Here is a 23,928-nt window from a genome sequence, read left to right as displayed (position 1 = left end):
TACGTGATGAGTCAGCACAGTGAGCAGGCGCCGAAGCGCCGGTCCCGACGTGAGCTCGCGCTCAACGTCGGTGCCGTCGTGGGGGTGATCTGCATTGTGGTCGCCGCGATTTCGATGTTCTTTGGGATCACGCCGCTCGTGTTCCGCTCGGGGTCGATGGCGCCGGACATCCCGACCGGCTCGCTGGCCTTTGCTCGTACCGTCCCCGCCGCAGAACTCGCGGTCGGAGACGTGGTGAGCGTCGACAATCAGGCCGGGACGCGCATCAGTCACCGCATCGTGGCGATCGAGCCCTTCGGCGACCACCAGGTGTCCCTGACTCTTCAAGGCGATGCGAACCGCACCGTGGACCCGTTGCCGTACACGGTGAGCGAGGCCGACCGCGTCTTGTTCAGCGTGCCGGTCCTCGGCTACGTCGCGGCCTGGCTGTCGAGCAAGACCGCCGTATTCCTCGGCGGCCTCGCGGCCGGCGCCCTACTCATGCTGGCTTTCGGGCCGCTCCGACGACCCGACACCTCTACCCCCACCTCTACCTCGGCCGCTGAGCTTTCCGCGGCTTCGCACCAGGAGACAATCGATGTTTAAACTTCCCACTGCCGGGCTGCGCCGGCCGTCGTTCCGGGCCTCGCTCGCCCTGGGCGGTGCTGCCGCGGTGATGTTCGGCGTGTTCGGCGCCTCCGAAACCCTCGCTGGGAGTACCGACGACGCCACTGCACACGTCCCGCAGATCGCCAGCCAGAACTTCTTCCCGACTCCGCTGACGCCGTCGGTGTCATGTTCTACAAGTGGTGGGGCGAATTTGGTCAAGCGCCGTGCAAACTTCTCGTGGCCTGCTGTGGCAGGGGCGACCGGGTACCGTGCTGAGTTGATTAACCGGAGCAACGGCGCGGTCAAGGAGAGTCGCGATATCGCTGGCACTTCCTGGAATGACGTTTCTGACGGCGGCCACACGGGGCTTTACCTTAGGGTTCGGACAATCAACACTGGTTCGGTTTCAACGGGATACACTGTTTCCAGTGTAGGCGCGTCCTGGAAGGACTACGTCTCGGGTCGTACCGAGTGCGAAGGCGGCACCGGGACCAACCTGGCGAACCAGACGTGGGAGAACACGGCAGACGAGTGGACCCCCGCCGCGCCGCAGCGAGAGGGCAAGGCTTTTGCGCTGAAGGCTGCTCCGAAGGCCGAGAACGAGGGTCCGGAGTCCAGCGAGAAGCCGGTGCCGTCGACCAGCGAAACCGAAAAGCCGTCGACCAGCGAGACCTCGGAGCCGAGTGCTCCGAGTGAGACGCCGTCCGAGCCGTCGAGCACGGAGCAGGTAGCCCCGGAGACCAGCGAGCCCACGACGGAAGGTCCCGTCACGATCGGCGTCCGGCTCGCCGGCGGCTCCAAGTACCTTGGCTTGTTTGTGAACGGCGAGGCCGAGCCCCGCTGTGACGTCAAGGTGGGCGCCGAGGACACCTGGTCGATCAACGGTGACACAGTCGCCATCTCGAACGGCGGGTCGGTCACCCGCGTGAAGCCCGTCGTGGATCCCTCCACCGGAAGCTGTACACAGAGCTGAGTCCAGCGCTCTATGAACGAGTACGAAATCCAGAAAGACGACGGAGTCTGAAATGAAGAAGTCCCCCATCAGCCGGCGCTTGATCACCACCGTCGCGGCCGCTTCGGTGGTCGCCAGCGGCCTGGTCGGCGTCGCTGCCGCCCCGGGTGTGGTCGGCACCGCCAACGCCGCCGAGTGCAAGCAGTCGAGTAGCGCGAAGAAGACGCTGATCGTCGACTACGCCTTCCAGAAGTCGGTGCAGCCCGAGGTCGGCGCGGGAAACATCGTGAAGTACTCGCTCTCGGTCAGCACCTCCGGTGTGGGTAACCCGTACGTGCAGCAGGTCTGGGACTACCCGGCGCAGGCGCTGCGCAGCGTGAAGCCGACGGTCAAGATTCAGGCCTTCACCCTCCTCGGCGGCATCCTCGGTGGCGGCGGAGTCATCGGCAACATGCTCGAAGAGCACGTGGTCCCCGAGGCGAACGTGAAGAAGGACGGCCTGGGCTGGACCTACTCGCACACCGGGTACGCGGTCTTCGCTGGCAAGGCATTCACCGCCGAGTTCAGCTACAAGCTGCCCTCCAGCGTGAAGGCCGGCACCGAGCTCACCAGCTTCGGCGCCAAGTTCCGGGCCACCCCGAACCCGCCGCTGGGCACCGTCGAGTTCCCGAACATGACCGCGTGCACCAAGGTGCGCATGCCGAACGCCGGTGAAGCGATCCTCGGCGGCCTCGACGCGGCCGGCCTCGGCTCGGCCGAAGGCCAGCTCTCGAGCACCGGCTCGCTGAACGATCTGCTGCCCGGCATCATCGGCGGCGTCATCGGTGGCGGCGGCGAGGAGGACAAGGACAAGGACGCCAAGTAGTCCGCCTGTCTGAGCTTTCCCGCTGAGGCTTATCGGCCCGGATTCCGTCTATGACGACGGAATCCGGGCCGGTTGCATCGATGGACTATCGTCACGTGGAGTGAGCACCAATTTCAGCCTCCCGGACGTGTCAGATCCGATGGAAAGGCATCCGAAGGCCCCGGCGCCGGGTGATCCGTTCCGACTGCACCACGATCTCTGCCACGGCTGCGGCGTCAACGCGCCTGGCGGACTGCACGTGACCGTGTACGCCGGCGAAGGCTTCACCACGACCGCGGAGATGAAGGTGGAGGAGTGGATGCTGGGCGGGCCCGGCGTGATCCACGGCGGCGTCCTGACCGCGGCCTTCGACGAGGTCCTCGGCACCACGCCGCTCATCATCGGTGTACCAGTGGTGACCGGGCACCTGGAGGTCGACTTCCTCAAGCCCATCCCGATCGGCTCCACCCTGCACTTCGAGGCCGAGGTGGCGGCGAAGGAACGACGCAAGGTGTTCGTGCGGGCCGTCGCACGTCTCGACGACTCGGACGAGCCGGTGGCCACGGCGTCGGCGATCTTCATCGAGATCGATCTGCGCAAGCACTACGCGAAGTACTACGACTCGGCGTCGCAGTCGCGCCTCTGAGGACAGAACTGAGATTTACCTGAGAAAACGGCTGTGGTGGCCGATACTGGCATCACCACAGGTGCTTCCCAGGAGGTCCGGTCATGAACAGTCGTATGCGTCAGCTACTGATCACAGGGGTGGCGGCAGCGGCGCTGGCCGCGACCGGCTGCTCGGCCAGCGTCAGTATCGGCGACGACCCCGACACGTCGACGCCGGCCACGCGGGTCTCGTTCACGGAGAAGTCGTCCGAGCTCTCGCTGCCGGCGTCCACGCTGGAGGAGTACTCGGCCAAGCAACTCGCCAATGACCCCGCGAACCTGCCGCAGGTGCGTTGCGACGGAGGGCTGGAGGGCACCGTCGGGTTCACGCAGGCTTGCCAGGTGCAGATAGCGGGGCAGTGGTATCCCTACACCGCCACTGTCGTCTCGGTGGTCGACGACCAGATCAACTGGCGGATCAAGGCAGACGATCCGGATTCGATTCCGGGGTAGGGGGCTCTGCCCTTGCACCCTTCGACAGGCTCAGGGAGCGGTGGGGGGGGGGGGGGGGGGGGGCTGACCCTTCGGCGCGCTTGAGGAGCGTGGGGGAATGACAAGATGAGGCGTGGCTGTTTACTCGTGGTTGGACCGCACTGACATTGACGTGATCTGCGCGCAGTGGCGCGAGAGGTCGTTGATCGGCGACGCTTCCTTGCTGCATCCGGACGAGTACCCCGAGATCTGGTCCCAGGAGCGCCTCGTCGAGCTGAATCAGCGGTTCTGGGGGAACCTTCTGGAAGGCGCAGCGGGTGGCGGGAAGTTCGAATCCAAATGGGCACTCCAGCTTGAAGGAGCCGATGTCGAGATCCGGCTGCTCGCCGCGGAAGTGCTGCTGATCTACTACCTGCCCACCGAGGCAGTCGGGCACCGCCGCAAGGTCGAGATGATCAATAAGACCATCGGGCCCGACCATCCCGAGCTGTACATCGCCAGTGGAACCGAGGTGGACGACGCCTTGCGGTCTGGGATCGCGAACCCGGGCCTGTTCTACAACACGGGTCAGCCGGAGCTGGTCGGCTACCTGATGGACCTGGCGCTGCGGCTCAAGGAGAAGTCGACCGAGGAACGGGCCGCGCTGTTGCACGGCAACCCGTGGGGTTTCGCCCAGTTCGCCGAGGAAGGCGATCGGCCGTGCGACGCGATGCGCAACATGGTCTGCCACCTCCTGTACCCCGACTACTTCGAGCGGATCGCGTCCAAGCGGCACAAGGAACTGGTGCTGAAGGCGTTCGGCGAGCTCGATGACTCGGGCGACGACGCCAGTACCGACCAGCGGCTCTATGCCATTCGGCTGGCGCTGCAGGAACGGCTGCCGAACTGGAGCGAAGCGCGTCGCGACTACTACAGCGACGACCTCGAACCGATCTGGCGGCCGGCGAGCAAGTCCGGCGACGACGAGGCCGAAGACCCGTCGTTCGCGCTGGAGTACAAGAAGCAGATCGTCTTCTACGGACCGCCCGGCACCGGCAAGACCTTCCAGGCGATGAAGCTGGCCGAATCCGTGATTCGGACTGCGGCGCTGCAGCAGTGGGGTGTGGGCGAGTACTTCACCGATCCGGGCGCCGTCGATCGGGCCGTCGCCGAGAACGTGACGCGCCTGCAGATGCACCCGTCGTACGGCTACGCCGAGTTCATGGTGGGCCTGCAACTCGACGCCGATGGTGGCACCAGTTATCAACTCGGCGCGCTGCCTCGGCTGGCGGAGCGCATGCGTGTGGAACGGGAAACCGATCCGGAGCGCGCGCTGCCGCACGTGCTGATCCTCGACGAGATCAACCGCACCGACCTGAGCGCGATGTTCGGCGAGGCGTTCAGCGCCATGGAGCGGGACAAGCGCGACACCGACGTCGAGCTGTTCGCGCACGGCGCCGACGGGGAGCCGATCCGGTTCCGCATGCCGTCGAACCTCTACATCATCGGCACCATGAACGAGATCGACCAGTCGGTGGAGGCGTTGGACTTCGCGCTGCGTCGTCGCTTCTTCTGGTTCGCCACCCCGTACGACGAGGGCGACCTGTGGCCGATCTGGCGCGCGCAGTGGAGTGAGCAGTCGGTGCCCGTCGCGTGGGACCGCGCGGAGCCGCAACTGGCCGACGTCGCCTCGTGCGTCACCCGATTGAACGCGCGGATCCGTGGCATGGCCGAGCTGGGGCCGGAGTACGAACTCGGCGCGGCGGTCTTCGCCGACCTGCCGTACTTCGTGGGGCGCGAGTGGCGCGGACGACGACACGGCCGCGGCGGCGGAAAGTACCTGTGGGATGGGAAGAAGCAGCCGTTGGCGCCGCTGAAGTCGTTGTGGGCCTTGTCGATTCAGCCGGTGCTGGAGCAGTATCTGGCCGGCTCTGATCGACGGTCCGAGGAGCTCGCTGAACTCCGGGAACTGCTGCTGGCAGCTCCGGCCGGCTGACCATGGCTCAGCGCGCGGGAAAGGTTGCGCCGCAGGACCTTTCATCGGACCGGTTCGTGATCGACGACCTCACCTCCGAGCGGTACTGGGAGCGTCGTCCGGTCGGCGACGAGCACGACTGGCTGGCCGAGATCGCCGAACTCTCCCCGGAGGGCTTCGTGCTGAACGCGCAGCTGCAGGGCGACCACGAGCCGACGATCGAGCCGATTCTGACCCGCGACGTCGACGGCTGGCGCGCGGGTCGGTACATCGGGGAGATCCGCCATGACGGCCGGACGCTGGAGATCCGTCCGCGCCTGGGTATCGACACGGTGATCGAATGGATCAGCACGATCCTCAAAGTGCAGGTGCTCCCGCGGGCGGCGTCGTCGTCGAGCGAGACGGGCACGGTGGTGACGCAGTTGCTCGCCGCGCTGTGGCGGGCGTCCGTCCTCACCGCCGGCCAGCATGCGCTGCCGCGGACGGGCGTGAAGGTCACCAGCCACGGACTCGCGGTGCGCGGGCGACTCGACGTGTCGGCGACCGGCCGACGACGGGCGGCGGGGCACCGGGACGTGGTGTCGACGCGGGTGGTCCGCAGCTACGACAACGCCCCGGCCCGCGCGGTGATCCTGGCCGACCGGTACTTCGACCAACGGCTCGCCGGCGACCGCTGGCGCGGCGCCCGCCTGCACGACCAGATGGCGGTGCTGCGGCAGGCCGTCGGGGCGCGACCGACGTCGCCCACCCTGCACGAGATCCGGACCGCTCGCTACAGCCCGATCACCGTTAAGTGGCGGCGGGCGGCGGAACTGTCGTGGCGCATCGTGAACGACGACCCCCTCCGCGTCGACGCCTCCGACGACTCCACGCACGGCGTCCTGATCGACGTGGCCGAGCTGTGGGAGATGTTCGTGCTGCACTGCGTCGGGCTCGCCACCGAACTGCCGGTGCGGCACGGCACCACCGAGCACGTGTCCGGTCACCTCGCGCGGTCGTCGGTGGACCCGACGCGCACGCTCGGCAAGCTGTACCCCGACGTGCTGGTGGGGGAAGACCCGGTGGCCGCGGTGATCGACGCCAAGTACAAGCGGCTCGGCGGCCGACGCGGGGTGGACCGCGAGGACCTGTACCAATTGCACGCCTATGCGACGACGTTCGACGCCCCGCGCGGCATGCTGGCGTACCCGTCGGTGGACCCGGTGGTGCCGGACCCGGAGCGGAACGGTCCGTGGTTGGCTGCTTCGAGCGAACTGTCGTTCTTGGGGCTGCCCACCGCGAAAGACGCCTGCGTCGCCAAACTCGCCACTTACCTCGCCCCCTGAGCCCATGGGCGGGGTGTTTGTGCAGGTCAGAGGATCGGAAAATTTTCTGAAAAACTTTGAAATATTCGGCTCCGAACGCTTGTTCTAGTAGGTAGATCGGCGTAACGTGTAGGTAGTACACCTGATCGACTAGGTGCACTGACTCGCTTGGGGAGGTGAGGGCATGGCGAAGGCGACCGCGGCTGCGGGAATCGGCGCTGACTTCGGCCTGCCCGCTGCCGGCGAGGAACTCAAGAAGCTGTCGACCGCCGAGCTCGGCACCGCGATCGGCGGGACTTCGCTCCGGCGGTGCCAACTCGAATGGCTGCAGTTCCAGTACGCGATGTCGATGTTCGACCGGCTCCTCGCCCAGAGTCCGAACCCGGTGGCGACGCAGCACTCCCTGTTGGATCTGGAAGTGCAGACCGCGCTGGAACTGCAGCTGAGCATGCGGACCACCAACTACGCCGCGCATCGCCTGCTGAGTGACGCTCTCTGCGCGCGCGATCGGCTGCCGAAGGTGTACGACACCATGCGATCCGGCCTGATCGACCACGACCGCTTCCACAAGATCGCCATGGCCACCGCGCTGGTCTTCGACGAGAAGATCATCGCCGAGATCGACCGGCTCCTGGCCATCGAGATTCGCGGCGCGGGCGGCGGCCTGACGTCACTGTCGTTGACCAAGACCACCGCCCTCGCGCGACGCTATGTGGCTGTCCACGATCCGGATGCCGAACGCCGCGAGCGAGAGGGCGCCAAGTCCGGCCGCAGTGCGAGCATGTCGACCCTGGAAGCGGGGATGGCCCAACTGTCGGTCACGGCCACCGCCGAGGACGTGCGGCTGGTCTGGCAGATGCTCGATGCCGTGATTGCCGGCCGTTGCGACGACGATCCGCGGACCAAAGCCCAGGCCCGTTCGGACGCGGCGATCGCCTTGCTGCAGCGCAAGCCGTTCACCTGCCTGTGCGAGAGCGACGGTTGCACCGCGCAGATCGCTGAGCCGCAGCTCGATGCTCGGGCGGCGCGGATCGTGGTGCATGTCCTGTGCGACGCCGCGACCCTCGCGGGTGGCGATGAGTGCGGGTATCTCGACGGGTACGGGCCCATTTCGGGTGATCACGTGCGGCAGATCGCCGAGCGCGACAATGCGGTGATTCACGAACACCGCCTCGACGATCTCCTCGAACCCGATCCTGCCGCCGCGCAGATCGGCGACGACCTCGACGAGGCGGCGGTCCATCGAAAAGGACCCCGCCCCGACAGCCCGGACGAGTGCCGGGCCGATGACGCACACCCTCATTCGGAAAATCGTGAGAATGGCACTGCCGCAAGCGAATCCGAGCCCGGATCGGCGTTGAAGCCGCGGTTCCTGATCGCGAGAACGGCGTTGCCGAGCGATCCGTATCGGCCGAATCTGCTCGTCGATCTCCTCGCCCGGTTCCTGTGGGGAACGTGCTCCATTCCGGGGTGTGAACGGGCGGCTTTCGCCTGCGATCTGGACCATGTGGCCGAGTTCGACAACATCTGCCCGGACCGCGGCGGCCCTACTTGCATTTGCAATCTACTTCCCAAGTGCCGCTTCCATCATCTGATGAAAACCAATCTGGAAGGCTTCGTCGACGAGCTCTGGATCGACGCCGACGGCCGGTATCACTCGGCCGTCACCACTCCGGGCGGCCAGACCGTCGAGGCTCTTGCGCCGAACCAGTGGCTGATGCCGCGGCTGGCGCAGCTGCGGTGCCGGCACCAGCTGGCTGAGGGGTCGGCGATCGGGACGACGACGGGCAGCGTCGCGGACGACAGTGTGCAGCGAGCGGGCGGCCTGACGCGGACCGAAGCCAAGCATGCGCGGCGGCGGGCGGAGCGGAACGCGAATCGGGATCGTCGGCTGGCGGAGGAAGCGAAGCTCACCAAGAAGCAGGTCGACGCGCGTGAAGCCGGTCGGGCGGCGATGCGGCTGGTGTTGGATCCGGAGAGCGAACCGCCGTTCTAGGACCCTTCGACAAGCTCAGGGGGCGGGATCAGAAGGGGGCGTCGGTGTAGGTGCGGGTGGCGGCGCGGTGGGCTTCGCTCAGGTCTGACACCTTGCTGATCCGGATCCCGCTCGGCATCTCCTCGTCGGTCCCGCTCGGGATCACCGCGTGGGTGAAGCCCAGGCGCTTGGCCTCGGCGACGCGTCGCGCGGTGGACGACACCCGGCGGATCTCGCCGGTCAGGCCCACCTCGCCGATCGCCACGGTCCCGTGCGGGATCGGCTTGTCGGTGAACGACGACTTGAGCGCCAGGAAGATCGCCAGATCGGCGGCCGGCTCGGTCACCTTCATGCCGCCCACGGTGGAGACGTAGACCTCCTGGTCGTAGGTCGCCATATTGGAGTGCTTGGCGGCGACGGCCAACATCATCGACATGCGCGCCGCGTCGAGCCCGGACGCCGCCCGCCGCGGCATGTTGGCCTGCGTCTTGTGCAGCAGCGCCTGAATCTCGCCGACCATCGCACGACGGCCGTCCATCGCCACCAGGTTCACGCTCCCGGCCACGGCCCCGCCGTGCTGGTGCACGAAGATCCCGGACGGATCGGCCACCTCGTGAATGCCGTCGGCGCGCTGCTCGAAGCAACCCACCTCGTCGGAGGCGCCGAAGCGGTTCTTGATGCCGCGGATCAGCCGCAGCGAGGAATGGCGGTCGCCCTCGAACGACAGCACGACGTCGACCAGATGCTCCAACGACCTGGGTCCGGCGACGTTGCCGTCCTTGGTCACGTGACCCACCAGGATCACCGCGACGCCGGAGTTCTTGGCCAGCGACACCAGCGCGGTGGTGGAGGCGCGGATCTGCGTGACACCGCCGGACACCCCGTCGGTGCCGGTCGCGACCACGGTCTGCACCGAGTCGACGATCAGCAGCGTGGGACGCACCTGCTCCACGTGCCCCAGGATGGTGGCCAGATCGGTCTCGGCCGCCAGATAGATGTTCTCGTGGACGGCGTCGGTGCGCTCGGCGCGCAGTCGTACCTGTCCGGCCGATTCCTCGCCGGTCACATACAGCGCGGTCCGCCCGGCCTGCGCCCAATGCTTCACGGCCTCGAGTAGCAGCGTCGACTTCCCGACGCCGGGCTCACCAGCCAACAGGATCACGGACCCGGGAACGACGCCGCGGCCGAGCACCCGATCCAACTCACCGATTCCGGTGGGGACGGCGCCGGCCGCGTTCGCATCGATCTCGGTGATGCGCACCGCGGGACTGCGCGGGGCCACCGAGGGGGCGCCGCTCGCCGCGACGGGCGGGGCGCCTTCTTCGATGGAACCCCACTCGCCGCAATCCGGGCAGCGTCCGACCCATTTGGGTACCTGGTGCCCGCAGGCCGCGCAGCGGTAGAGCGTTTTGATTTTCGCCATGCGTTACCGCTCGACGGGTGAGATCAGTGACCGCCCTCGCCCGCGGGAGGCTGCACGTCACGGACGACGTCCTGGCGCTCCACCACCGGGGTGCCGTCGACCGGGGTGTCGATGGTGATCGACTTCTTGGTGAGCGGGGCGTTGCGCGGCTTGCCGTCCGGGCCCGTCTCCAGGTCGTAGATCTCGAAGTGCAGGGTCAGCGGGGTGGTCAGGCCGTTGGCGACGGTGTCGCCGGTGCCGGACAGCTCGGCGTCGACGCGCGAGATGCCGTCCTTCTTGGCATCCTCAGCCGGAACGTTCGACGGCACGCCCGCGTTGAGCGCGGCGCCCGGGGAGATCAAGCCGGCGTCGCCGGGACTGGCCGAGCGTGCGCCGGAGGAGCTGATGAACTCCACCTTGCCCTTGGTCGCGGTGATACCGGTCAGCTTGACCTTCCGGATCACGCTGTCGTTCGCGATGGTGAACACCAGCTTGAACGGTCCGCCGTCGGCGAAGACCTCGGCGGAGTTGTCCACCGGGAACATGATCTGCAGGTTGCGGACCGCGATCGAGCCCGGATCCACGATCTGGCCGTCGATCTCCTCGCCGGCACCCAGCTTGAGGGTGCCGTTGGCGCCGTTGATCGCGGCTTCCTGGTTGTTGGTCTGCGCGATCTTGCCCGAGCTGCACGCGGTGGTGCCCAGTGCGACCGCCAGGCCGAGCGCAGTGATCGCGGTGCCGGTGGCGACGCGGCGGGTGGTCCGAGTGAAGACTGACACCTGAATCCTCCGAAGATTTTTAGCGCATCACACGTGGCTCCGCATGACGCTTCACTACGCAGCGTAGTGGGCGGGCCCGGTAAAAGTCCGACGGGGTGGCCAGATTGGTCCGAAAAAGCCTCCGCGGGTTTCGGCTGCCGGGGCGGTCAGGTGCCCTGACCTGCGCCGTCGGGAACTCCGTCGGTACGCGCGTGTTAGACTAAGGTCACTCGAAAGGGGCATGGAGCATTGAATTTCAAAGTTGGCGACACCGTGGTCTACCCGCATCACGGTGCAGCCCGGGTGGAAGACGTCATCGTTCGGACCATCAAGGGTGAAGAGGTCGAGTACCTGGTCCTGAAGGTCACCGATGGTGACATGACGGTCCAGATCCCCTCCAGCAAGCTGGAATACGTCGGTGTGCGCGACGTGGTGGGCGCTGAAGGACTGGACGAAGTTTTCGAGGTTCTGCGTGCCGAGCACGCGGAGGAGCCGACCAACTGGGCGCGTCGGTTCAAGGCCAATCAGGAGAAGCTGATCTCCGGCGACATCATCAAGGTGTCCGAGATCGTGCGCGACCTGTGGCGTCGTGAGCAGGACCGCGGTCTGTCGGCAGGCGAGAAGCGCATGCTGACCCGCGCCCGTCGCGTGCTGGTGGACGAGTTGTCGCTCGCGCAGGACACCGACACCGAGCGTGCCGACTCGATGCTCGATCAGATTCTGGCTGCAGCGTCCTGACGTTGCAGCGTGCGGGGCGCGTCGTCGCCCTGATTCCGGCTGCGGGCATGGGCACCCGTCTGGGTCTGCCCGTCCCCAAGGCCTTCGTGATGCTGAGAGAGCGGACACTGCTGCAGCGCAGCGTGTCCGCTGCTCTCGCATCCGGGGTCGTCGATCAGGTGGTGGTGATCGTCCCGGCCGACCTGGCCGCGCAGATCGACGCCGAATACGCCGACCGACCCGAAGTGACCGTGACCGTCGGCGGCGCCGAACGTAGTGACTCGGTCCGCGCCGGCCTGGCCGCCTCCGGACCCGACACCGAACTGGTTCTGGTGCACGACGCCGCCCGCGCCCTCACCCCGCCCGCCTTGTTCGCGGACGTGGTGCACGCGCTGCGCGACGGCGCCCGCGCCGTGATCCCCGGACTTCCGGTGGCCGACACCCTCAAGCGCGTCGATACCGCCGAGACCGTGCTCGCCACCCCCGATCGCAGCGAACTGCGCGCCGTCGGCACCCCGCAGGGCTTCACCGCGGAACTGCTGCGGCACGCGCACTCCGGCGGCGGCGACGCCACCGACGACGCCGGGCTGGTCGAAGCCCTCGGCGTACCGGTGCAGGTGGTGCCCGGCGATCCGCTGGCCTTCAAGATCACCACCCCGTTCGATCTGCGAATGGCACGACTGCTGCTGGACGAGAGCTGAGGACTGACATGCGAGTGGGTATCGCCTCCGATGTGCACGCGATCGAAGCCGGTCGCGACTGCTGGATAGTGGGACTGCTGTTCCCCGACGACGACGGCGCGGCCGGCCACTCCGACGGCGACGTCGGCGTCCACGCGCTGTGCGACGCGCTGCTGTCGGCGTCGAGCCTGGGCGACCTCGGCTCCGTCTTCGGCGTCGACCGCCCCGAATGGGCCGGCGTCACCGGCGCGCAGATGCTCGCGCACGTGGCAAAGCTGCTCGACGACAACGGCTTCGCGCCCGTCAACGGCGCCGTGCAGGTGATCGGCAACCGACCCAAGATCGGACCCCGCCGCGGCGAGGCGCAGAAGCTCCTCTCGGAGCTGCTCGGGGCGCCGGTGTCGGTGTCGGCCACCACCACCGACGGGCTCGGCCTGACCGGTCGCGGCGAGGGCATCGCGGCCGTGGCCACAGCACTGGTCGCGCTCAAGTAGAATCGCAGGTCGTGACTCTCCGCCTGTACGACTCCGCGGCCCGCGAAATCCGTGACTTCACCCCGCTGCGCCCGGGTACCGCCACCGTGTACCTGTGCGGCGCCACCGTGCAGGGTGTTCCGCACATCGGCCACGTGCGCTCGGGCATCGCCTTCGACGTGCTGCGCCGCTGGTTGGCGCACCCCGACCGCGACGGCGGCGGCCTCGACGTCCTCTTCGTCCGCAACGTGACCGACATCGACGACAAGATCCTGAGCAAGGCCGCCGACCACGACCGTCCGTGGTGGGAATGGGCCGCCACCCACGAGCGCGAGTTCGCCGCCGCCTACGACGCCCTCGGCGTGCTGCCGCCCTCCGCGGAACCGCGGGCCACCGGCTTCGTGACGCAGATGGTGACCTACATGCAGCGCCTCATCGAACGCGGCCACGCCTACGAGGCCGACGGCAACGTCTACTTCGACGTGCGCAGCCTCCCCGAGTACGGCAGCCTCTCCGGCCACAAGCTCGACGACGTGCACCAGGGCGAGAGCGCGGGCACCGGCAAACGCGACCCGCGCGACTTCACCCTGTGGAAGCGCGCCAAGCCCGGCGAGCCGTCGTGGCCCACCCCGTGGGGCGACGGCCGCCCCGGCTGGCATCTCGAATGCTCGGCCATGGCCACCAGCCTCCTCGGCGCCGAGTTCGACATCCATTGCGGCGGAATGGATCTGATCTTCCCGCACCACGAGAACGAGATCGCCCAGAGCCACGGCGCCGGCGACGGCTTCGCGCAGTACTGGCTGCACAACGGCTGGGTCACCATGAGCGGCGAGAAGATGAGCAAGAGCCTCGGCAACGTGGTCTCCATCCCCGCGATGCTCAAGAAGGTGCGGCCGGTGGAGCTGCGCTACTACCTGGGCAGCGCCCACTACCGCTCCATGCTCGAATACTCCGATGGCGCACTGCACGAGGCCGCCGCGGGCTACCGGCGCGTGGAGTCGTTCGTGCACCGCGTCGTCGACCGCGTCGGCGACGTCGAAATCGGCCAGGTCCCCAGCGAATTCGCGGCGGCGCTCGACGACGACCTGGGCGTGCCCGCGGCACTCGCGGTGGTGCACAACGCCGTTCGCGAGGGTAACACCGCCCTCGAAGCCGGTGACGGCGAGAAGGCCCGCGCCATCGCCGGACAGGTCCGCGCGATGCTCGGCATCCTCGGCACCGACCCGCTCGACCCGCACTGGAACACCGTCGGCGCCGACGACGAAGCGGCCACCGCCGCGCTCGACGTGCTGATCGGCGCCGAGCTGGAACGTCGTGCCGCCGCCCGGGCCGCCAAGGACTGGGCCGTGGCCGACGAGGTCCGCGACCGCCTGGCGGCGGCCGGCGTGACCGTGACCGATACCCCCGACGGTGCCCAGTGGGCGCTGGAACAGAAGGACATCTGATGGCCGGCAACTCCAAGCGCAAGGGCGCCATCCGCAAGGACGGCAGCAAGAAGGGCCAGACCGTGGGCTCGGGCGGCAACCGCCGCCGCGGCCTCGAGGCCCGGGGTGCCACCCCGAAGGCCGTCGACCGCACCTACCATGCGGCCCACAAGAAGGCGAAGGCCAACGCCAAGTCGGTGGCCGGTCAGCGCAGCGCGCAGCGACGCAAGGAAGAAGGCCCCGAGTACGTGGTGGGCCGCAACCCGGTGGTCGAGTGCCTGCGCGCCGGCATCCCGGCCACCGCGCTGTACGTGATGACCACCATCTCGGCCGACGACCGCGTCCGCGAAGCCATCGCCCGGGCCGGCGACATGGGCATCGCGATCCTCGAGGCGGGCAAGCTCGAACTCGACCGGTTCACCGCGAACGGCCTGCACCAGGGTCTGGCGCTGCAGGTGCCCGAGTACAAGTACACGCACCCCGACGACCTGCTGGCCGACGCGCTCGCCGCCCCGAACCCACCGCTGCTGGTGGCGCTGGACAACATCACCGACCCGCGCAACCTGGGCGCCGTGATCCGCAGCGTCGCCGCGTTCGGCGGCCACGGCGTGCTGATCCCGCAGCGCCGCAGCGCCAGCGTCACCGCGGTGGCCTGGCGCACCAGCGCCGGCGCGGCCGCGCGACTGCCCGTCGCACAGGCCCCGAACCTCACCCGCACCCTGGTCGACTGGGCCAAGGCGGGCTGCCAGATCGTCGGCCTCGACGCAGGCGGCGACGTGACCCTCGACGACTACGACGGCACCGGCCCGGTGGTCGTGGTGGTCGGCTCCGAAGGCAAGGGTCTCTCGCGCCTGGTCCGCGACACCTGCGACTCGGTGCTGTCGGTGCCGATGGCCGGTGACGTGGAGAGCCTCAACGCGTCGGTCGCGGCGGGTGTGGTGCTCGCCGAGTTCGCTAGGCAGCGGCGGGTCGCCGGGGTCTGATCCGGCGCACGGCGTCGAGGCTGAGCACCAGCAGGGCCAGCCACACGATGCCGAAACCGATCCACCGCGCGGCCGACACCTCCTCGCCGAGGATCGTGACCGCGCAGACCAGCTGAATCACCGGCGTCACGAACTGGATCAGGCCGACGGTGGTCAGCGGGATCCGTCGGGCCGAGGCCGCGAACAGCAGCAGCGGGACGGCGGTGGCCACACCGCTGAAGATCAGCAGCCCGGTGTGCACCGGCCCCTCGGTGCCGAACGACAAGCCCGGACCCACCGCGATGCCCACCAGGATCAGCGCGGCGATCGGCAGCAGGATCAGCGTCTCCAGCGTGAGACTGTGCAACGCGGGCAGCGTGGCGCCCACCCGGTTCTTCACCAGGCCGTACAGGGCGAACGACGTCGCCAGCACCAGTGCGGTGAACGGGAACGCGCCGCCGGCCACCGCCAGGTACACCCCGGCCACCGCGCCGATGCCGACCGCCGTCCACTGCAGCGGCCGCAGTTGCTCGCGCAGCACCACTACGCCCAGCGCCACCGTGACCAGCGGGTTCAGGAAGTAGCCGAGCGCTGCGTCGCTGGTGTGCCCGGACGTCACCGCCGCCACGTAGACCACCCAGTTGATGCCGATCAGCAGGGCCGCCGCGGTGACGCCCACCATCAGGGTGCGACGACGCAGCAGCGGCGGTAGCCACGACCAGTCGCGGCCCACCCCGAGGATCAGCAGGCACAGCAGCGCCGTCCACACGATGCGGTTGGCCAGGATCTCCCACGGACCGGTGGGCCGCAGCGCGTCGAAGTAGATGGGGAACAGGCCCCAGATGCTGTACGCGCCGAAACCCGCGGCCACCCCGCGTGCGGATTCGGCGGCCAGGCGCTTGCCGATCACCTCGCGCGGACCAGCACGCCGGCCTCGGCCAGCGCGGCCCGGACCGCGGTGGCGTGCGCCACCGCGCCGGGGGTGTCCCCGTGCAGACAGATCGAGTCGGCGTGGACGGCAATCGGCGTGCCGTCGATCGCGGTGATCGCACCCGTCGTCGCGAGCTGCACCACGCGCGCGGCGACGGCGGCGGAATCGGTGAGGACCGAGCCGGGCTCGGTGCGCGGCACCAGCGTGCCCTGCGGCGTGTAGGCGCGGTCGGCGAAGGCCTCGGTGAACACCGGGACCCCGGCCTCGCGGGCCAGTTCCAATGCCACCGAACCGGGCAGGCTCATCAGCGGCAGCCCGGCGTCGGCCACCGCGGTGACCACCGCCCGCGCCTGCTCCCGATGTCCGACGATCGCGTTGTACAGCGCGCCGTGCGGCTTCACGTAGTCGACGGTGCCGCCCACCGACCGGGCGATCGCGGTGAGCGCGCCGATCTGGAACAGCACGTCGGCCATCAACTGATCCGAGTCGATGTCCATGAACCGGCGACCGAAACCGTCCCAGTCCGGGTACGACACCTGCGCACCGATCCGCACGTCGGCGGCCACCGCCAGCTCGCACGTGCGGCGCAGCTCGATCGGGGTGCCCGCGTGGAAGCCGCAGGCCACGTTGGCGCTGGAGACCAGGCGCACCATCGCGGCGTCGTCGCCCACGCCTTCGCCGAGGTCGGCGTTCACATCGACCACGACCGGGAGCGCGGGGATCGTCATGCCTCCATGGTAGGTCCGCGAAACCACCGGCTGCCCGGCGGCGTTAGGGTGTTCAGTCATGGCACAGATGGACACGATCGTCGCAACAGCCGAAGGCAAGGTCGACGGGATCCGCGGGGCCCGCAGCCGCCGCGGCACCACCGCCTGGCTGGGCATTCCCTACGCGGCGCCGCCGGTGGGTCCGCTGCGCTTCCGGGCGCCGCAGCCCGTGGAGCCGTGGGACGACGTGCTGACCTGCCACGAGTACGGCAACTCGCCGATCCAGGACAAGCTGTTCACCGCCCGCGCCGACGGCTCGTACCAGCCGCGCAGCGAAGACTGCCTCACCCTCAACGTGTTCGCGCCGGACGGCATCTCGGCCACCCCGCGCCCGGTGATGGTGTTCAACTACGGCGGTGCGTACATCCTGGGCGGCTCGGCCACCCCCATTTACGACGGCGCCTTCCTGGCCCGGGCCCGCGACGTGATCGTGGTGACGGTGAACTACCGCTTCGGTCCGTTCGGGTTCCTGGACCTGAGCGACTACTCCACCCCGGAGCGCCCGTTCGACACCAACTGCGGCCTGCGCGACATGGTGGCCGCCCTCGAATGGGTGCAGCGCAACATCGCCGCGTTCGGCGGCGACCCCGAGCGGGTCACCGTGTTCGGCGAGAGCGCCGGCGGCGCCGCCGTGCTGACCCTGCTCTCCACCCCGGCCGCCGAAGGCCTGTTCTCCCGCGCCATCTCGCAGAGCCCGGCCGCCGACCTGGTGGTGCAGCGCGAGAACGCCGAGATCTTCACCGACGAGTTCGTCCGCCAGGTGATGGACCCGGAACGCCGCACCGGCCCCGAACGCACCGAACCGCGCCTGGACCCCGAGCTGGTGGCCCGCGTCGTCGACGAAGCCGGTCCGTACGACCTGCTCAAGGCCGGCAACCGGCTCCTCGGCTTCACCCGCCACGCACAGCTGTCGGACCCGATGCCGTTCGCGCCCGTCGTCGACGGCGACTACCTGCCGCTCAGCCCGGTCGATACCGCGATGGCCGGGCAGACGCTGCGGGTGCCGCTGATCGTCGGCACCAACCTCGACGAGGGCGAACTGTTCGCCCGGTTCTGGTCGATCCTGCCCGAGCCCACCCACATGCTGGTCGGCGTGCACGACCCCGAGGTGCGCCAGGAGCTGGCCCGCCTCTACCCGGGCACCCGCGACGAGGTCCGCCTCGCCGCCGACGCCGTGTTCTGGGTGCCGACGACGATCTTCGCCCAGCACCACTCCGAGCATTCGGACACCTACGTGTACCGCTTCGACTACTCGGTGGCCGCCCTCAAGGCCACCGGCATCGGCGCCACCCACGCCACCGAACTGTTCGCCGTGTTCGGCATCTACCGCCACCCGATCGGCGCCGGCCTCGCCGCGCTCGGCAGCTGGCGCTCCACCCGCCGCATCACCTCCACCATGCAGTCGCTGTGGTCGTGGTTCGCGCGGACCGGCGTCCCGGCCGGGCACTGGCCCAAGTACGACGCCGAACACCGCCACGTCCTGGTCCTCGACGACCCGGTCCGCGTGGAGAAGGACCCGGACGGCGCTCGCCGCTCCGCCTGGCAGCGCGTGCACTTGGATCTGAAGACGACGTGGAACGACGCACTGCGCGAGCAGTAGGGGGCGGGGCGGCGCTCGTTCTCCTGCTGGCTGGGTGTAGCGGCGGGGGAGAGGACGTGGCTGCGCCTTCGGTGACGTCGTCGTCTTCGGTGGTTTCGTCGTCGGTTGTTTCGGCACCCGTCTACGCGCCGCCGTACGTCGCCGGTGCCTCGTGGGTGCAGACTGCGGTGGGGCCCAGCCTCCAGATCGTGCCCACTCCGTCGGGCCGCAAGGTCAGCGGTGAGCGCGCGGCCGACGTCGCCTGGCGCGAAGTCCTCGCGCTGGCGCCGGACGGCGACACCCCGGGCATGCGCGCGCAGTTCGACTGCCACTGGACGTTCGCACGGCTCGTCGACCCCGACAAGCCGAGCTGGAACTTGGAACCGGACCGCCCCGTGGTCTCCGCCGACCAAATGGTGTCAAGTCGCTGTAATCCCGGCTTCGCCGAGGAATAGTCACGGGCATGCGCAAACATCGGATGGTGGGGCTGCTCGCTGCGATCGGACTGCTGATGGCGCCGGCGGTCCCGGCGGAGGCGGCGCCCGCGCCGTCGCCCATGCAGGCCGAACTCGACGCCTACCTCGCGTCGTCGAGCGGCTCGGCCGATCTGCCGTTCCCCGGGTTGCCGTGGCCGCCCACCGCGCGCGGGCCGTACATCGACCGGGTGCAGTGGGTGCAGCTCGGCTCCGGCCCGAGCCTGCAGATCTATCCGACCGCGGCCGGGCGGAGGGCCACCGGCTTCGGGCTGCCGAGCGCCGCGTGGCGCGAGGTGCTCGCGCTGGCGCCGAACGCCGCCACCCCGGGCATGCGGTCCCAGTTCGACTGCCACTGGGTGTTCGTGCGGATCGTCGACCCCGGCAAGGCCAGCTGGAATCTGGAACCCGGACGCGCCGTGGTCGGACCGCTCGAGATGGTGGCGACGGCGTGTAATCCGCCGTTCTGAGCTTGTCGAAAAGCTAGTCGCGTGCGCGCAGGCCGATGACGCGGCAGATCACGTAGATCACGAACGAGATGGTGGTGACCAGCACCGACACCGGCAGCTCCGGGGCCAGTGACAGGATCAGCCCGCCCACCGCCGCGATCATCGCGAAGGTCACCGACAGCACCACCTGCTTGGTGGGGGAGGCGGTGAGCCGCGCCGCCGAGGCGGCCGGGGTGATCAGCAGGGCCATCACCAGCAGGGCGCCGATGATCTGCACGCCCTGCGCGGCGGCGAGGCCGACGAGGATCGCGAAGACCACCGACAGCGCCCGCAGGGGGACGCCGGAGGCCTTCGCCACCCGCGGGTCGAGGCTCGCGAACAGCAGCGGCCGGTAGATCACCGCGAGCACGGCCACCACCACGGCGGCGGTGATCGCCACCGCGATCAGCCCGGAGCTGCCCACGCTCACCACCTGTCCGGTGAGCAGCGCGAAGCCGGTGCCGGCGCGGCCGTACAGGTGCAGGAACAGCACACCCAGACCCAGACCGAAGGCCATCACCACGCCGATCACCGAGTCGCGTTCGCGGGCCCGGTTGCCGAGGACGCCGAACACGGCGGCCGCGATCACCGCGCCGATCACGCCGCCCAGGTTCACGCTGAAGCCGAGCAGCAGAGCCGCGGCGGCGCCGGTGAAACTCAGCTCGGCCGCGCCGTGCACCGCGAAACTCATCTGGCGCGCCACGATCATCGGGCCCAGCAGGCCGCCGATCAGGCCGAGCAGCGCCAGCGCCAGCAGCGACTGCTGGACGAAGGTGCGCGACAGCAGGTCGGCGGTCTGTGCGAAGTCGAAGAAGTCACCCATCAGCTCTGCCCCTGGTCGTCGCAGTGGTGGTGGCCGGCGTCGGTGTCGCCGCCGATCACCACGAGTCGTCCGGCCACTTCGGCCACTTCCACGTGGCTGCCGTACAGCTCCGAGAGCGTCGCCGAGTTCATTACCTCGGCCACCGTGCCGATTCGGAACCGGCCGTCCACCAGGTACAGCACCCGGTCGACGTAGGGCAGCACCGGATTGATCTCGTGCGTCACGAACAGGATCGCGGTGTCCCGGGCACGGCGGCGGGCGTCGAGCAGGTCCACCACCACCCGCTGATTGCGCAGGTCCAGACTCGACAACGGCTCGTCGCACAGCAGCACGGCGGGATCGTCGGTGAGCGCTTGCGCGATGCGCAGGCGCTGCTGCTCGCCGCCGGAGAGCAGGCCGAGGGGCTGCTCGGCGAACGCCGTGGCGCCCACTTCGGCGATGGCGGCGTCCACCCGGGCCGCGCGCTCGCGGCGCCCGCGCCAGCCGATGCCCCAGCTGGCGCCGTCGACGCCGAAGCCCACCAGGTCGCGGCCGCGCAGGGCCATCGCGTCGGAGTCGTCGGCGTGCTGCTGCGGGACGTAGCCGAGCCGGCCGTGCAGGGTCAGCGTGCCGGATGTCAGCGGCACCTGGCCCAGGACCGCGCGCAGCAGCGTCGTTTTTCCGGAGCCGTTGGGGCCGAGCACGGCGATGAACTCGCCGGGGTGCACCGCCAGGTTCAGGTCCTGCCAGAGCGTGCGGTCGCCGAGCGCGAGCGTCGCGTCGGTGAACTCCACCACGGGGGTGTCGTCGGCGGGGGCGCTCATCGGGCGAGCGCCGCCTCGAGCCGGTCGATCTGCGCCGACTGCCAGAGCAGATAGTCGGTGACGCCCGCGGGCAGCGATTCGGTCATGTCGACCACCGGAATCGCATTGCTGCGAGCCAGGTCCAGCACCGAGCGCGTGGCCGGATCCACCGCCTGCGTGTTGTAAATCAGGACGGCGATGTCGCGGCCGGTGATCAGATCGCCGAACGCGGCGACGTCGGCGGCCGACGGCGCCTGGCCGTTCTCCACGGCCGCGGTGAATGCGGCCGGGGCCACGTCGACCAGCCCGGCGGCCGTCAACAGGTAGGCGGCCAGCGGCTCGGTGGCGGCCACCTCGGTGCCATCGTGCTGGGCCTTGAGTGCGGCGAGACGACCGCGCAGGTCCGCGATACCGGCGTCGAACGCGGCGGCGCGGTCCCGGTAGTACTGGGCGTGCATCGGCGCGAGCTTGGCCAGGGCGTCGGCGGTGGCGTCGGCGACGCGGGCGACGACGGGCAGGTCGTAGAAGACGTGCTCGTTGGTCCCGTGGTCGTGCCCTTCGTGCCCGTGCCCTTCATGCCCGTGGTCGTCGTGCCCGTGGTCGTCGTCCTCGCCACCGGCCAGTCGGGTCGCGTTCACCTGCACGGCCGCCGACGACGACGCCGCGGTCTCGACGTAGGCGTCGTAGTGTCCGCCGTTGAACACCAGCACGTCGGCGTCCTCGATCTTCGCGGTGTCGGCCATCGACGGCTCGAACTCGTGCGGATCGGCGCCGGGGGAGTTGAACAGGGCGGTCACGTCGGCGTGCTCGCCGCCGACCGCGCGGGCCACGGCCGCCCACACGTCGGTGGACGCGACCACGGCCGGATGATCGGTGGTGCGCGTCGAGTCGTCCGCGCAGCCGGCGACGACGACGCCGAACACCGCGATCAGCACGGTGGCGAGCACTTTTCGCATGCGAGCCCCTTCGGTTAATGACAATGGTTACCGAAACGAGTCTACGGACGCGCCCGGTCGCGGACTAATACGCGATCCCGCATGTTTTCCGGGTGCGATTAGGGTGGACCCATGACCGGTGGACCCAGGCCACGACGCCTCGCGGTGATCTCCGTGCACACTTCGCCGCTGGCGCAGCCGGGCACCGGGGACGCCGGGGGAATGAACGTCTACGTCTGGCAGACCGCGCAGCGGCTGGCGCGCCGCGGCGTGGAGGTGGAGATCTTCACCCGCGCCACGTCGTCGGCCGACCGCGCGGTGGTCGAAGCCGCCCCCGGCGTGCTGGTCCGGCACATCGCTGCGGGCCCGTTCGACGGCCTCGACAAGCGCGATCTGCCCGGTCAGCTCTGCGCCTTCTCGGCCAACGTGCTGCGCGCGGAAGCGGCGCAGGAACCCGGCCACTACGACCTCATCCACTCGCACTACTGGCTGTCCGGTCAAGTGGGCTGGCTCGCGCGCGACCGCTGGCGGGTGCCGCTGGTGCACACCGCGCACACGCTGGCCGCGGTGAAGAACGCCTCGCTGGCCGGCGGCGACACCGCCGAACCGGTGGGGCGGCTCATCGGCGAACAGCAGGTGGTGGCCGAGGCCGACCGGCTGGTGGCGAACACCCGCACCGAGGCGGCCGAACTGGCGGACCTGTACGGCGCCGCCCCCGGAAAGATCGACGTGGTGCCGCCGGGCGCGGACCTGGACTTCTACACCCCCGGATCGCGGGCGGCGGCGCGCGCCGAACTGGGCCTGAACCCGGCCGAGACGGTGGTGACCTTCGTCGGTCGCCTGCAACCGTTGAAGGCCCCCGACGTCCTGCTGGCGGCCATGGCGCCGCTGATCAGGGCCGACCCCACCGGCCGGCTGCGGCTGCTCGTCGTCGGTGGACCGTCCGGCTCCGGACTGGAGCACCCGACCGCGCTGGCCGACCTCGCCGTGAACCTCGGCGTGGCCGACCGCGTGACCTTCCTGCCTCCGCAGCCGCCCGTCGTCCTCGCGCAGGTGTACCGGGCCTCGAATCTGGTCGCGGTGCCGAGCTTTTCGGAGAGCTTCGGGCTCGTCGCCGTGGAGGCGCAGGCGTGCGGCATCCCGGTGATCGCCGCCGACGTCGGCGGGCTCGGTGTGGCGGTGCGCGACGGCGTCACCGGCCGCCTGGTGGGCGGGCACGAGATCGCCGCCTGGACCGCCGAGCTGGCCGACCTGCTGGCCGACCCGGCCCGCCTGCAGCGCTACGGCGCGGCCGCCGTCGTGCATGCGCAGGGCTACTCCTGGGAGCACACCACCGACGCGCTGCTGGCGTCGTACAGCGCCGCGATGGGTCACTTCCCGTCCGGTCCTGCGCGGCGCGGCACGCTGGGCCGTCGCACCCGCGGCTGGCTCAAGAATCGACCGAGGATGGCGGGATGAGCGACACCCTGGCCGCACTGGAAGCGGTACTGACCGAATCCGGCATCGACTACGTGCGCAAGGCCGGTGAGACCGCCGACACCGAGCACGTGATCGTGGAGCTGCCGGGCGAGCGCAAGCTCAAGACCACCGTGCTGCTGACCGCCGGGGTGCACGGCGTGCGCGTCGAGGCGTTCGTGTGTCGTCGTGCCGACGAGAACCACGAGGCCGTCTACCGGTTCCTGCTGACCCGGAATCGTCGTCTGTACGGCGTGGCCTACACCCTCGACAACATGGGCGACATCTACCTGGTGGGCCGCCTCTCGCCGGAAGCCATCACCGCCGCCGAAGTGGACCGCGTGCTGGGTCAGGTGCTGGCCGCCGCCGACGGCGACTTCAACAAGATCCTGGAGATCGGCTTCCTCACGTCCATCCACCGCGAATGGGCGTGGCGCACCGCGCGCGGCGAATCCCTGGCCAACCTGCAGGCCTTCGCGCACCTGATCGACCCCGACAGACTCCCGGAGATCGCGCCGCTCGACGACGCGCCCGCCCCGCACACCTCTCGCTCGACCGACTAGA

25 protein-coding genes are annotated in these 23,928 nt (G+C 69.4%); 18 read left to right on the top strand and 7 right to left on the bottom strand.

What is annotated here, in order from left to right:
* Window positions 1-6: 6 nt before the first annotated feature.
* From ABD989_RS06210 to ABD989_RS06175, 8 genes are all read left to right on the top strand, one after another.
* Window positions 7-585 carry a signal peptidase I gene (locus ABD989_RS06210; RefSeq protein WP_345312806.1) on the top strand — a complete coding sequence of 193 codons (579 nt, stop codon included), beginning with the start codon at window positions 7-9 and terminating at the stop codon, window positions 583-585.
* Window positions 578-1,561, top strand: coding sequence for a hypothetical protein (locus ABD989_RS06205; protein ID WP_345312805.1), 984 nt, complete (start codon window positions 578-580; stop codon window positions 1,559-1,561). The genes ABD989_RS06210 and ABD989_RS06205 overlap by 8 nt, the downstream gene beginning before the upstream one ends.
* A 52-nt stretch (window positions 1,562-1,613) precedes the next feature.
* Window positions 1,614-2,405, top strand: a complete 792-nt coding sequence (locus ABD989_RS06200; protein ID WP_345312804.1) for a hypothetical protein — start codon at window positions 1,614-1,616, stop codon at window positions 2,403-2,405.
* Window positions 2,406-2,505: 100 nt separating this feature from the next.
* A complete protein-coding gene (locus ABD989_RS06195) occupies window positions 2,506-3,030 on the top strand; it encodes a PaaI family thioesterase (RefSeq protein ID WP_345312803.1) in 525 nt (174 codons plus the stop codon).
* Window positions 3,031-3,113: 83 nt separating this feature from the next.
* Entirely contained in the window at window positions 3,114-3,503 is a 390-nt protein-coding gene (locus ABD989_RS06190; protein ID WP_345312802.1) for a DUF4333 domain-containing protein, read from the top strand.
* 112 nt (window positions 3,504-3,615) lie between these two features.
* Window positions 3,616-5,457 carry an McrB family protein gene (locus ABD989_RS06185; protein WP_345312801.1) on the top strand — a complete coding sequence of 614 codons (1,842 nt, stop codon included), beginning with the start codon at window positions 3,616-3,618 and terminating at the stop codon, window positions 5,455-5,457.
* A gap of 56 nt (window positions 5,458-5,513) precedes the next feature.
* Complete coding sequence (locus ABD989_RS06180) at window positions 5,514-6,761, top strand: 5-methylcytosine restriction system specificity protein McrC (protein ID WP_345312800.1); 1,248 nt, start codon at window positions 5,514-5,516, stop codon at window positions 6,759-6,761.
* A gap of 163 nt (window positions 6,762-6,924) precedes the next feature.
* Window positions 6,925-8,736 carry an HNH endonuclease signature motif containing protein gene (locus ABD989_RS06175; protein ID WP_345312799.1) on the top strand — a complete coding sequence of 604 codons (1,812 nt, stop codon included), beginning with the start codon at window positions 6,925-6,927 and terminating at the stop codon, window positions 8,734-8,736.
* Window positions 8,737-8,764: 28 nt separating this feature from the next.
* Here the strand turns inward: ABD989_RS06175 and radA are convergent, their stop codons facing one another.
* Window positions 8,765-10,138, bottom strand: coding sequence for a DNA repair protein RadA (gene radA, locus ABD989_RS06170; protein WP_345312798.1), 1,374 nt, complete (start codon window positions 10,136-10,138; stop codon window positions 8,765-8,767).
* Between the two features lie 23 nt (window positions 10,139-10,161).
* Window positions 10,162-10,896 carry a copper-binding protein gene (locus ABD989_RS06165; RefSeq protein WP_345312797.1) on the bottom strand — a complete coding sequence of 245 codons (735 nt, stop codon included), beginning with the start codon at window positions 10,894-10,896 and terminating at the stop codon, window positions 10,162-10,164.
* A gap of 228 nt (window positions 10,897-11,124) precedes the next feature.
* Here ABD989_RS06165 and ABD989_RS06160 point away from each other — a divergent pair, with 228 nt between their 5' ends.
* From ABD989_RS06160 to rlmB, 5 genes are read left to right on the top strand one after another with little or no spacing between them, the layout of a single operon-like run.
* Entirely contained in the window at window positions 11,125-11,613 is a 489-nt protein-coding gene (locus ABD989_RS06160) for a CarD family transcriptional regulator (protein ID WP_345312796.1), read from the top strand.
* 2 nt (window positions 11,614-11,615) lie between these two features.
* Window positions 11,616-12,293, top strand: coding sequence for a 2-C-methyl-D-erythritol 4-phosphate cytidylyltransferase (ispD, locus tag ABD989_RS06155; RefSeq protein WP_345312795.1), 678 nt, complete (start codon window positions 11,616-11,618; stop codon window positions 12,291-12,293).
* Between the two features lie 8 nt (window positions 12,294-12,301).
* A complete protein-coding gene (gene ispF, locus ABD989_RS06150; protein ID WP_345312794.1) occupies window positions 12,302-12,766 on the top strand; it encodes a 2-C-methyl-D-erythritol 2,4-cyclodiphosphate synthase in 465 nt (154 codons plus the stop codon).
* An 11-nt stretch (window positions 12,767-12,777) separates the two neighbouring features.
* Window positions 12,778-14,190, top strand: coding sequence for a cysteine--tRNA ligase (gene cysS, locus ABD989_RS06145; protein WP_345312793.1), 1,413 nt, complete (start codon window positions 12,778-12,780; stop codon window positions 14,188-14,190).
* On the top strand, window positions 14,190-15,152 hold the full coding sequence (gene rlmB, locus ABD989_RS06140; protein ID WP_345312792.1) for a 23S rRNA (guanosine(2251)-2'-O)-methyltransferase RlmB: 963 nt from the start codon (window positions 14,190-14,192) through the stop codon (window positions 15,150-15,152). Before cysS ends, rlmB begins: the two co-directional genes overlap by 1 nt.
* Here rlmB and rarD read toward each other — a convergent pair.
* A complete protein-coding gene (gene rarD / locus ABD989_RS06135) occupies window positions 15,124-16,041 on the bottom strand; it encodes an EamA family transporter RarD (protein WP_345312791.1) in 918 nt (305 codons plus the stop codon). The genes rlmB and rarD overlap by 29 nt on opposite strands.
* On the bottom strand, window positions 16,038-16,790 hold the full coding sequence (locus tag ABD989_RS06130) for a LamB/YcsF family protein (RefSeq protein ID WP_345312790.1): 753 nt from the start codon (window positions 16,788-16,790) through the stop codon (window positions 16,038-16,040). Before ABD989_RS06130 ends, rarD begins: the two co-directional genes overlap by 4 nt.
* Before the next feature lie 58 nt (window positions 16,791-16,848).
* Between ABD989_RS06130 and ABD989_RS06125 the strand changes: the two genes are divergently transcribed.
* The 3 genes from ABD989_RS06125 to ABD989_RS06115 are packed head-to-tail and all read left to right on the top strand — an operon-like array spanning window position 16,849 to window position 19,351.
* The gene (locus tag ABD989_RS06125; protein WP_246992341.1) at window positions 16,849-18,429 is read left to right on the top strand and encodes a carboxylesterase/lipase family protein; all 1,581 of its coding nucleotides are present in this window, start codon (window positions 16,849-16,851) and stop codon (window positions 18,427-18,429) included.
* 56 nt (window positions 18,430-18,485) lie between these two features.
* Window positions 18,486-18,863: a DUF2599 domain-containing protein gene (locus ABD989_RS06120; protein WP_345312789.1), complete on the top strand. Its 378-nt coding sequence runs from the start codon at window positions 18,486-18,488 to the stop codon at window positions 18,861-18,863.
* Between the two features lie 8 nt (window positions 18,864-18,871).
* On the top strand, window positions 18,872-19,351 hold the full coding sequence (locus ABD989_RS06115; RefSeq protein ID WP_246992339.1) for a DUF2599 domain-containing protein: 480 nt from the start codon (window positions 18,872-18,874) through the stop codon (window positions 19,349-19,351).
* 13 nt (window positions 19,352-19,364) lie between these two features.
* Here the strand turns inward: ABD989_RS06115 and ABD989_RS06110 are convergent, their stop codons facing one another.
* From ABD989_RS06110 to ABD989_RS06100, 3 genes are read right to left on the bottom strand one after another with little or no spacing between them, the layout of a single operon-like run.
* Window positions 19,365-20,192, bottom strand: coding sequence for a metal ABC transporter permease (locus ABD989_RS06110; RefSeq protein WP_246992338.1), 828 nt, complete (start codon window positions 20,190-20,192; stop codon window positions 19,365-19,367).
* Complete coding sequence (locus ABD989_RS06105; protein WP_345312788.1) at window positions 20,192-20,995, bottom strand: metal ABC transporter ATP-binding protein; 804 nt, start codon at window positions 20,993-20,995, stop codon at window positions 20,192-20,194. The genes ABD989_RS06110 and ABD989_RS06105 overlap by 1 nt, the downstream gene beginning before the upstream one ends.
* A complete protein-coding gene (locus ABD989_RS06100; protein WP_246992334.1) occupies window positions 20,992-21,930 on the bottom strand; it encodes a metal ABC transporter solute-binding protein, Zn/Mn family in 939 nt (312 codons plus the stop codon). The genes ABD989_RS06105 and ABD989_RS06100 overlap by 4 nt, the downstream gene beginning before the upstream one ends.
* A gap of 111 nt (window positions 21,931-22,041) precedes the next feature.
* Here ABD989_RS06100 and mshA point away from each other — a divergent pair, with 111 nt between their 5' ends.
* Entirely contained in the window at window positions 22,042-23,367 is a 1,326-nt protein-coding gene (gene mshA, locus ABD989_RS06095; protein WP_345312787.1) for a D-inositol-3-phosphate glycosyltransferase, read from the top strand.
* Entirely contained in the window at window positions 23,364-23,927 is a 564-nt protein-coding gene (locus tag ABD989_RS06090; RefSeq protein ID WP_345312786.1) for a type III secretion system chaperone family protein, read from the top strand. The genes mshA and ABD989_RS06090 overlap by 4 nt, the downstream gene beginning before the upstream one ends.
* Window position 23,928: the final 1 nt, after the last annotated feature.

The sequence above is a fragment of the Gordonia alkaliphila genome, from assembly GCF_039542465.1.
Lineage (GTDB): Bacteria > Actinomycetota > Actinomycetes > Mycobacteriales > Mycobacteriaceae > Gordonia > Gordonia alkaliphila.
The sequence above is the reverse complement of the archived record's forward strand: the minus strand, read 5'-3'. Positions and strand labels throughout refer to the sequence as shown.